The organism is Spirillospora sp. NPDC047418, assembly GCF_040643275.1.
GTDB lineage: Bacteria > Actinomycetota > Actinomycetes > Streptosporangiales > Streptosporangiaceae > Spirillospora.
In genome coordinates this window covers 19477-28227 of record NZ_JBEYTW010000114.1, presented here as the reverse complement: position 1 = coordinate 28227, position 8751 = coordinate 19477, and the positions used below count along the sequence as shown (strand labels likewise).

The 8751-nt window shown below is 73.4% G+C and carries 9 protein-coding genes; 2 read left to right on the top strand and 7 right to left on the bottom strand.

What is annotated here, in order from left to right; all coding sequences use genetic code 11:
* Positions 1 to 151: 151 nt before the first annotated feature.
* Genes aspS through ABZ806_RS39680 form a run of 3 tightly spaced genes read right to left on the bottom strand, consistent with a single transcriptional unit; the run spans position 152 to position 3942 of the window.
* Entirely contained in the window at positions 152 to 1912 is a 1761-nt protein-coding gene (aspS, locus tag ABZ806_RS39690) for an aspartate--tRNA ligase (RefSeq protein ID WP_500223743.1), read from the bottom strand.
* On the bottom strand, positions 1909 to 3189 hold the full coding sequence (hisS, locus tag ABZ806_RS39685) for a histidine--tRNA ligase (RefSeq protein ID WP_500223741.1): 1281 nt from the start codon (positions 3187 to 3189) through the stop codon (positions 1909 to 1911). Before hisS ends, aspS begins: the two co-directional genes overlap by 4 nt.
* 12 nt (positions 3190 to 3201) lie before the next feature.
* Positions 3202 to 3942, bottom strand: coding sequence for an MBL fold metallo-hydrolase (locus tag ABZ806_RS39680; protein ID WP_500223739.1), 741 nt, complete (start codon positions 3940 to 3942; stop codon positions 3202 to 3204).
* 204 nt (positions 3943 to 4146) lie between these two features.
* Between ABZ806_RS39680 and ABZ806_RS39675 the strand changes: the two genes are divergently transcribed.
* Entirely contained in the window at positions 4147 to 4896 is a 750-nt protein-coding gene (locus ABZ806_RS39675; RefSeq protein ID WP_500223737.1) for a peptidylprolyl isomerase, read from the top strand.
* A 72-nt stretch (positions 4897 to 4968) separates the two neighbouring features.
* Positions 4969 to 6204, top strand: coding sequence for a DUF349 domain-containing protein (locus ABZ806_RS39670; protein WP_500223735.1), 1236 nt, complete (start codon positions 4969 to 4971; stop codon positions 6202 to 6204).
* Positions 6205 to 6227: 23 nt separating this feature from the next.
* On the opposite strand, the gene ABZ806_RS39665 is transcribed toward ABZ806_RS39670, so the two are convergent.
* From ABZ806_RS39665 to ABZ806_RS39650, 4 genes are all read right to left on the bottom strand, one after another.
* On the bottom strand, positions 6228 to 6791 hold the full coding sequence (locus ABZ806_RS39665) for a TIGR03086 family metal-binding protein (protein WP_500223733.1): 564 nt from the start codon (positions 6789 to 6791) through the stop codon (positions 6228 to 6230).
* 64 nt (positions 6792 to 6855) lie between these two features.
* Complete coding sequence (locus ABZ806_RS39660; protein ID WP_500223731.1) at positions 6856 to 7476, bottom strand: DUF305 domain-containing protein; 621 nt, start codon at positions 7474 to 7476, stop codon at positions 6856 to 6858.
* Positions 7473 to 8099 carry a thioredoxin-like domain-containing protein gene (locus ABZ806_RS39655; protein ID WP_500223729.1) on the bottom strand — a complete coding sequence of 209 codons (627 nt, stop codon included), beginning with the start codon at positions 8097 to 8099 and terminating at the stop codon, positions 7473 to 7475. Before ABZ806_RS39655 ends, ABZ806_RS39660 begins: the two co-directional genes overlap by 4 nt.
* Before the next feature lie 114 nt (positions 8100 to 8213).
* The gene (locus tag ABZ806_RS39650) at positions 8214 to 8663 is read right to left on the bottom strand and encodes a hypothetical protein (RefSeq protein WP_500223728.1); all 450 of its coding nucleotides are present in this window, start codon (positions 8661 to 8663) and stop codon (positions 8214 to 8216) included.
* Positions 8664 to 8751: the final 88 nt, after the last annotated feature.

Below are 8751 nucleotides of genomic sequence, written 5' to 3'. Positions count from 1 at the left end.
GGGCTGCACGCGCCCAGCGTATGCGGACGGCACGACGGTGGCTGCTCGGTGGCGGCTCGGTGGCGGGCGGGTTCGCCCGGGGGACGATGGGCCCCCGGGCCCCCCGGGGCGGCGCCCCCCCCCGGCGCCCGCCTCCGTATGCGCGGGCTGGTCAGCCTTCGGCCTCGTCGTCCTCGGGGACGACGTCGACACCGGCCTCGGCGCGCTGCTGCGGGGTGATCGGGGTCGGCGCGGCGGTCAGCGGGTCGTAGCCCGACGCGGCCTTCGGGAAGGCGATCACGTCGCGGATCGAGTCCTGGCCGGCGAGGAGCATGACCGTGCGGTCCCAGCCGAACGCGATGCCGCCGTGCGGGGGCGGGCCGAACTTGAACGCCTCCAGCAGGAAGCCGAACTTCGACTCCGCCTCCTGCTTGGACAGGCCGAGGACGTCGAAGACGCGCTGCTGCATTTCGGCGCGGTGGATGCGGATGGAGCCGCCGCCGATCTCGTTGCCGTTCAGGACGAGGTCGTAGGCGTCGGCGAGGGCAGCGCCCGGGTCCTCGTGGAAGGTGCCGGCGTACTCCGGCTTCGGCGCGGTGAACGGGTGGTGGACGGACGTCCAGCCGATCTGCTCGCCCTTGTCGTCCTCGACGGGCTCGAAGATCGGGGCGTCCACGACCCAGACGAACTTCCAGGCGGACGCGTCGATCAGGTCGCGGCGGCGGCCGATCTCCAGGCGGGCCGCGCCGAGCAGCTCCTGGGTGGCGTGCCGCTTGCCGGCCCCGAAGAAGACCGCGTCGCCGGGGGCCGCGCCGGTCTTGGCGGCCAGCCCCTCCTTCTCGGCGTCGGAGAGGTTCTTGGCGACCGGGCCGCCGAGGGTGCCGTCCTCCTGGACGAGGACGTAGGCGAGGCCGCGGGCGCCGCGGGCCTTCGCCCAGTCCTGCCAGCCGTCCAGCTCCTTGCGGGTCTGGGCGGCGCCGCCCGGCATCACGACCGCGCCGACGTACGGGGCCTGGAACACGCGGAACGACGTGCCGGCGAAGTACTCGGTCATCTCGGTCAGTTCCAGGCCGAAGCGCAGGTCCGGCTTGTCGGAGCCGTACCGGGCCATCGCGTCGGCGTAGGTGATGTGGGGGATCGGGAGGGGGATCTCGTAGCCGGCGACGTCCTTCCAGAGGCGCGCCACGAGGTCCTCGCCGACCTTCAGGACGTCGTCCTGGTCGGCGAACGACATCTCGATGTCGATCTGGGTGAACTCCGGCTGCCGGTCGGCGCGGAAGTCCTCGTCGCGGTAGCAGCGCGCGATCTGGTAGTAGCGCTCCAGCCCGCCGACCATGAGCAGCTGCTTGAACAGCTGCGGCGACTGCGGCAGCGCGTACCAGTGGCCGGGCTTGAGCCGGACGGGGACGAGGAAGTCGCGGGCGCCCTCGGGCGTCGACCGGGTGAGGGTCGGCGTCTCGACGTTGACGAAGCCGTGCTCGCGCATCACCTCGTGCACGAGGAACGACGCCTCCGAGCGGATCCTCATCGCGCGGGCGACGGCGTCGCGGCGCAGGTCGAGGTACCGGTACTTGAGCCGGATCTCCTCGTTGACGTTGACGTCGCCCTCGATGGGGAACGGCAGCGGCGCCGCGTCCGCCAGCACCTCGATGTCGGCGGCGGCGACCTCGATGCCGCCGGTGGGCAGCTCCGGGTTCTCGTTGCCCTCGGGGCGGACGCGGACCTCGCCGACGACCTTGACGCAGAACTCCGAGCGCAGGTCGTGCGCGGTGTCCTCCTCGCGGAAGACGACCTGGGCGGTGCCGGAGGCGTCGCGCAGGTCGATGAACGTGACGCCGCCGTGGTCGCGGCGGCGGCCGACCCAGCCGGCCAGCACGACCTGCTGCCCGGCGTGCTCCTCGCGGAGCGTGCCCGCCTCGTGGGTGCGGATCATCGGGTGAGCCTCTCCTTCAACGTCGTGGTGAGTTCGGTGAGCGGGACGGCGGTCTGCTCGCCCTCGGCCAGGTCCTTGACCTGGGCGACGCCGTCCGCGATATCTCGCTCCCCGAGGATCACGGCGTAGCGGGCGCCGGAGCGGTCCGCGTCCTTCATGGCGCCCTTCAGCTTCTTGCCGCCGAACGCCATGTCGGCGGCGATCCCGGCGCGGCGCAGCTCGGCGACGAGCGCGAACACGCGGCGCTCGGCGGTGTCGCCGAGCGCGACGCCGAACACCTCGCAGCGCGGCTTCGCGGCGAACTCCGCGCCCTCCCGCTCCTGCGACTCGGCTTCCAGGGCCAGGATGGTGCGGTCCAGGCCGAGGCCGAACCCGATGCCGGGCAGCGGGGGGCCGCCGATGTCCTCGGAGAGGCCGTCGTAGCGGCCGCCGCCGCCGATCCCGGACTGGGCGCCGAGCAGCGGGTGGTCGAACTCGTAGGTCGTGCGGGTGTAGTAGTCGAGGCCGCGGACGAGGGTGGGCGTGTCCTCCCACCCGATGCCGAGGTCGGCGAGCAGCTCCCGGACCCGGTCGTGGTGGGCCTTGCACGCCGGGCACAGGTGGTCGGCCATCAGCGGCGCGCCCGCGAGCTGCTCGCGCACCCTGGGGCGCTTGTCGTCCAGGACGCGCAGCGGGTTGATCTCCACGCGGGCGCGGGTGTCCTCGTCCAGGTCCAGGCCGCGCAGGAACTCCTGCAGCAGGGCCCGGTAGGCGGGACGGCACTCCTTGCAGCCCAGCGAGTTCAGCAGCAGCCGCACCCGGGTCAGCCCGAGGGACCGGTACCAGTCCGCCGCGATCGCGATGGTCTCGGCGTCGACCTGCGGGTCCTCGCTGCCGATCGCCTCCAGGTCGAGCTGGTAGAACTGCCGGTAGCGGCCCTGCTGCGGGCGCTCGGCGCGGAACGCGGCGCCGGTCGTCCACACCTTCACCGGCAGGGCGCCCTTGTGCAGGTTGTTCTCCAGGACGGCGCGCAGCACCGACGCGGTGAACTCGGGACGCAGCGTCAGCGACCGGCCGCCCCGGTCCTCGAACGTGTACATCTCCTTGGACACCACGTCGGTGGACTCGCCGACCCCGCGCCGGAACAGGTTGGTGTCCTCGAAGACGGCCAGCTCCAGGTAGCCGTAGCCGGCCAGCCGCGCCTGCTCGGCGAACGCCTCCCGGATGGCGTAGAAGAGGTCCGCGCGCGGCGGGACGTACTCACTGACCCCCTTGGGGGCCCGGAAACTCGAACTCATGGTCTTTTAGGCTCAGAATCCCTTGTTGGGTCCGTCCGCGGGCGCGGCCGTCTCGCTCAGGGGGGACGACCCCCCTGAACCCTCCGGCGCAAGCCCGGAGAGGAACGGGTTCGTCGCGCGCTCGCGGCCGATTGTGGTCTGCTCCCCGTGGCCGGGCAGGACGGCGGTGTCGTCGGGCATGGTCAGGCACACCCGGGACAGGCTGGCGAGGATCTCCTCGTACGATCCGCCCGGCAGGTCGGTGCGCCCGATCGACCCCGCGAACAGCAGGTCGCCGGTGAACATCACGTCCGGGATCTGCTCGGTCCGCGGGGTGCGGAACGTCACCGACCCGGGCGTATGGCCCGGGGCGTGGCCGACGGTGAAGCTCAGCCCGGCCAGGTCGAGCGCCGCGCCGTCCGCGAGTTCGCGCACGTCGTCCGGCTCGGACAGCTCCAGGCCGCCGAACAGCTGCTGCCCGGGGCCGAGCGACAGGCCCTTCGCGGGATCGGTGAGCAGGTCGCGGTCGTCGGGGTGGATGTAGGCGGGGACGTCCTTGGCGCCGCAGACCGGCGCCACCGACCAGACATGGTCGATGTGGCCGTGCGTCAGCAGCACCGCGACCGGCTTCAGCCGGTGCTCGCGCAGGAGCTCCTCGATCCCGGCCTCGGCGTCCTGGCCGGGGTCGATGATCACGCACTCCTCACCCGCGGCGGGCGCCACGACGTAGCAGTTCGCGGCGAACGATCCAGCGGGGAACCCGGCGACGAGCACGGTCGTCCTTCCTTGGAGCCATCTCGGGTGGGCGTGTCCGAGGGTACCGGCGCGGCCGCGGCCACCGCGAACGAGATAGGGCCGTCGCCGTGTCGCGGCCCGGGGCGGTCCCTGAACGCTCCCTGAACGCGGCAGCGCTTTTACTCCCCGGTACCGCTACTATGCGCTGCACGTTCACCTGATCACACCGGAGAGGCGAGGCACGTGGCGGGGAAGGACCGCAAGAAGGAGCTCGCGCGGCAGCGCTACGAGCGCCAGCAGCAGCGGCGTGCGCAGGAGGCGGCGCGGGCGCGCCGCCTCAAGATCATCGGGTCGGTCGCCGCGGTCGCGGTGGTCGTCGCGGGCGCCGCCGCGTTCATGGTGCTCAAGCAGGACGAGTCCACGGCCGCCGCGGGGCCGCAGTGCGTCTACAAGGGCGACACGCAGGGGAGCACGCCCAAGGACGTCGGCCGGCCTCCGGGCAAGCCCGCCCACCCCGGCATCGTCCAGGCCACGATGAAGACGAACCAGGGCGATGTGGAGATGCAGCTGTACGGCGACAAGGCGCCGTGCACGGTGAACTCCTTCGCGTTCCTGGCGCAGGAGAACTTCTACGACAAGACCGAGTGCCACCGGATGACGAGCGGCGGCCTCAACGTCCTGCAGTGCGGCGACCCGACGGCGTCGGGCAGCGGCGGGCCCGGCTACCGGTTCGCCAACGAGAACACCGACGGCGCGACCTACACCGAGGGCACGCTCGCCATGGCGCACTCGAGCCAGCCGGACTCCAACGGCTCCCAGTTCTTCATGGTCTACAAGGACTCGCAGCTCCCGCCGGACTACACGGTGTTCGGCAAGATCACCAAGGGGCTGGACGTGCTCAAGAAGATCGCCAAGGGCGGTTCGGAGCCGGACGGCGACGGCAAGCCCAAGACGAAGGTCGAAATCCAGGACGTCACGATCGCCGGGAAATAGGCGAACGGGATACTAAGGTGTGGAGGGTCCGGAGTGCGTGAGCCGTCCGGATCCGCGATTCAGGAGGCAAGGGTGTCCAGCGCGACCGATCCCTGGGGCCGGGTGGACGAGGACGGCACCGTGTACGTCAGGACGGCCGACGGCGAGCGGGTCGTCGGCTCCTGGCAGGCCGGCGCGCCCGAAGAGGCCCTGGCCTACTTCAAGCGCAAGTACGACGCGCTGGTGACCGAGATCGGCCTGCTCGAGCAGCGGGTCCGCACCACCGACCTGCAGCCCGCGCAGGCGCAGCAGAGCGTCGACCGGCTCCGCGAGTCCGTCGCCGGGGCGCACGCCGTCGGCGACCTCGACGCGCTCGCCCGGCGGCTGGACGGCCTGACCGAGCGGGTCGGGCGGCGCCGCGAGGAGGTCAAGGCCCAGCGCGAGCAGCACCGCAGCGAGGCCCGCGAGGTCAAGGAGCGGATCGTCGCCGAGGCCGAGCGCATCGCGGCCGAGGAGACGCACTGGAAGAACGGCGGCGAGCGCCTGCGCCGGCTGGTCGAGGAGTGGAAGGCCGCCGACCGCATCGACCGGCCCACCGAGACCGCGCTGTGGAAGCGGCTGTCGTCCGCCCGCAACGCCTTCACCAAGCGCCGCAAGGCCTACTTCGCCACCCTCGACGACCAGCGCGAGGTGTCCCGCCGGGAGAAGGAGCACCTCGTCGCCGAGGCCGAGGCGATGGCCGGCTCCACCGACTGGGGCGAGACCGCCGCCGCCTACCGCGACCTGATGCGCCGCTGGAAGAGCGCCGGGCGCGCCTCCCGGGACGCCGAAGAGGACCTGTGGGCCCGCTTCAAAGGCGCCCAGGACACCTTCTTCCAGGCCCGCGGCGCCGCGTTCGCCGAGCGCGACGCCGAGTTCCGCGGCAACGCCGAGGAGAAGGAGAAGATCCTCGCCGAGGCCGAGCGGCTGCTGCCCGTCAGGGACGTCCGGCAGGCCCGCCAGGCGCTGCGCGCCGTCCAGGAGCGCTGGGAGGCCGCCGGCATGGTCCCGCGCGACCAGCGCGACCGCCTGGAGGGCCGGCTCCGCAAGATCGAGGAGACCGTCCGCGCCGCCGAGGAGAACGAGTGGCGCCGCACCAACCCCGAGGCCCGCGCCCGCGCCGAGGCCACGGTCGGGCAGCTGCGCAGCTCCATCGAGCAGCTGGAGAAGCGCCTCGGCAAGGCCCGCGACGCCGGCCGCGACAAGGACGTCAAGGAGGCCGAGGAGGCCCTGACCGCCCGCCGCGCCTGGCTCGAAGAGGCCGAACGCACCCTCGCCGAGTTCTCCTGACCCGCTAGGCCGTCCGGCCCCCGCTAGGCCGTCCGGCCCAGGAAGGCGAGCATCCTGGTCTGCTCGTCGGCGCCCCGCGGGGCGGGCAGGGGCGGGCCCAGGCGTCCTGCGGCGCGCAGCGGCGCGGCGACCACCTGCGCCGTCGCGAAGGCGTGGTGGACGAGGTCCGGGTCCAGACGCGCCGGCCGGCCCGTCGCGCGCGCCAGGTCCCAGGCGTGCACGAGCGGCTCCAGGATGTAGCCCTCCAGGTAGTCGCTCAGCGGGAGTTCGCCGAGGCCGGCGAACGGGATGGCGCGGCCCAGGGCGTCCGGGGTGAGCGCCGCCGCGCACTCCTTGCGGGCCGTCCGCCAGCTCATCAGCACGTCGCCGGGGACGAACCGGGCCGGGTCCCGGCCGACGTCCGGCTCGGGCTCCCCGGTGGCCAGCGCCCGGACCAGGTACTGGCCGCCGGTCACGTGGCCGGCGACGTCCCGGGCGGTCCACCCCGCGCAGGGCGACGGCGCCTCCCAGCCGTCCCGGGGGACGGCGGCGACCAGGCCCTCGAAGAGGTCGAGGGCCCGGTGGTAGCCGCTGAGGTTGTGAGCCATGGTGGTCAGTGACCCGCGATACGACCGCGCTGTCAAGCGCTATCGCGAAGGTCGGGGGTCACGATCACGCAGTGGGTGCGCCGCGCTCCCGGAGCATCGCGTTCATCTGCGCGATCTCCGACCGCTGGCCGGTGACCATCGTCCCGGCCAGCCGCCGCACCCGGTCGTGCCCGGTGCGGGCCAGCACCGCCTCGGCCATGTCGACGCCGCCCCGGTGGTGGGCGGTCATCAGCCGCAGGAACAGGACCTCGGCGGCGCGGCCGGACGCCTTCTCCAGCTCGGCGAGCTGCTCGCGGGTGGCCATCCCCGGCATGGCGGACGCGCCGCCCCGGTGGCCGCCGTGCCCCGACATCCAGCGCATGGGGCCGGACGGGTCGGTCTTCGGCAGCCCCCACTCGTCCAGCCAGGCCGTCATCATCCCGATCTGGGCCTGCTGCGTCGTGATGATGTCGTAGGCCAGCAGCCCGACCTCCGGGTCGTCGGTGCGGTCCCGGACGATGAACGACATCCGCACCGCCTGCGCGTGGTGGGCGCTCATGTCGCGGGCGAACCCGGCCTCGGGGCCGTCCGCGCCGGGGCCGCCGGTGACCGCCCGGGCCACCAGCGCGGCCCCGGCGAGCAGGACGAGGACCGCGAGGACGACGGTGGCCCGCCGCCCCCGCGGTGCCGCGGTGCCCTCGCTCACGGGGCGTCCTTGGCGCCGCTGCAGGCCGCGCCCGGCTCGGGCGTCTGCGGGCCCTGCACGAAGCCGCGCAGGAACTCGTCCACGCGCGGGTCGGAGGCGCCGTCCGGCGTGAGCTGGTGCCCCCAGGCGGTGAGCTTGAGCGGCGCGTCCTGGGACGGGTACGGGCTCAGCATCGTGTAGTCGGTGCCGGTGACCTTGCCCTTGAGCAGGGCGAGCTGGTCGGCGGCGAGGCCGGGGCGGTAGGTGATCCAGACGGCGCCGTGCTCCAGGGAGTGCACGGCGTTCTCGTTCTTCAGCGGCGCGTCGTACACGCGGCCGTCGCAGTTCTGCCAGACCGGGTTGTGGTCGCCGCCCATCGGCGGGTCGGTCTCGTACTCGACGGCCCCGGTGGTGTGGTCGCGGCCGAGGTCGTCCTTGACGACCAGGCCCGCGATCGAGGTGTCCGCGGACGACGACCTGGTCTGCGCGAACGTGTAGCCGATGGCGATGACCGCGACGAGGCCGATGACGGTGAAGAAGGCGATGCCGCCCCACGGGACCTCGCGCCGCGTCAGCGCGTTCTTCTTCTTCTTGGCGTTCTTGCCCTGGTCGCGGGTGTTCTTGATACGGGCGCTCTTGGACATGCGAGCGTTCCTCTCGGGGGGTGCTGCGGTTCATGACGGGATGCGGGCAGCGCCGTGCCGCGCCGCCGGCGAGGGCGGCGGTACGGCGGTGCGTGCGGCCTTACGGCCGGCTCATCACAGCCGGAGCACCTCGAGGACCGGCGGGAACGCCGGGGTGGACGCGGCACCGGGCGGCGGCGGGAGCGCCCAGCCGGTGCGCGCGGGGACGCGCGAGAGGGGCCGGCGCGGCCCGGTGGCCAGCGCCAGCAGCAGGAGGGTGAACAGGACGGCCGCGCACAGGCACACGCCGAGCGGCGTGTGCGGCGGCGGCTTGGCGGGCGCGCCGAACGCCGCGGCGGCGAGTTGGGGCATGCCCTGTGACGCCGAAGCCGACGCCGACGCCGCCGGCTGCTGCCCGCCGTCGGTGGGCAGGCTGTCGACGGGCACGGTCACGGCGTGCTCGGTGCACACGCGCGGCGGCGGGCCGTGGCCCAGCCCGTAGCTGAACACCAGCCCCGCCACGACGAACAGCGCCACGAGCAGCCCGGCCGGCCCGTGGCGCCGATGCAGGGCCGTACCGGACACCGTCACGCTCCTGAATGCGCCATTCGGGCTGTTCCAACGCCGCAGCCTATCCCCGGGTTCCCGGCCCCGGCGCACGGCCGCGGGACGT

What these genes read in the sequence shown, in the direction of transcription:
- ABZ806_RS39665 (WP_500223733.1), bottom strand. Translation starts at nt 6,791, where the DNA reads ATGGCTCACAACCTCAGCGGCTACCACCGGGCCCTCGACCTCTTCGAG.
- hisS (WP_500223741.1), bottom strand. Translation starts at nt 3,189, where the DNA reads ATGAGTTCGAGTTTCCGGGCCCCCAAGGGGGTCAGTGAGTACGTCCCG.
- aspS (WP_500223743.1), bottom strand. Translation starts at nt 1,912, where the DNA reads ATGATCCGCACCCACGAGGCGGGCACGCTCCGCGAGGAGCACGCCGGG.
- ABZ806_RS39655 (WP_500223729.1), bottom strand. Translation starts at nt 8,099, where the DNA reads ATGTCCAAGAGCGCCCGTATCAAGAACACCCGCGACCAGGGCAAGAAC.